Genomic DNA, 360 nt, shown 5'->3' on the forward strand with positions numbered 1-360 from the left:
CGACCTGCTCCGCGCGGCGGCGGCGGCGGGCGGCCCACTCGGCCACGACCCGAAGGCAGCCGCGGAAGCCTTGGGCTTTGAGGCGCCGCCACAGCTCGGCGCCGTTGCATTGACCGGCCGCCCACTGGGCGTCGAGCCATGGCAGATAGAGCTCGAGGGAGCTCTCCCGGACGCGAAAGACGTCGGAGCGCTGGCCACGCAGCACCCTGCGGACCAGATTGCGGCTGTGCCCGGTGCGGCGCACGATCTCCTTGATCGTGACGCCATCCTTGGCCAGCCCGAGAATGGCGGCGTTGGTGTCCTCGCGGCGAATGTATCCCTCGTATTGGATCCGCTCGGCGGCGGTGAGCAGGTCCGGAT

1 pseudogene is annotated in these 360 nt (G+C 70.3%); it reads right to left on the reverse strand.

The window, feature by feature from the left end:
• Positions 1-360: pseudogene (locus FFK22_RS42380) on the reverse strand (ISL3 family transposase); the annotation flags it as partial.

This window comes from Mycobacterium sp. KBS0706 (assembly GCF_005938675.2).
GTDB lineage: Bacteria > Pseudomonadota > Alphaproteobacteria > DSM-16000 > Inquilinaceae > Inquilinus.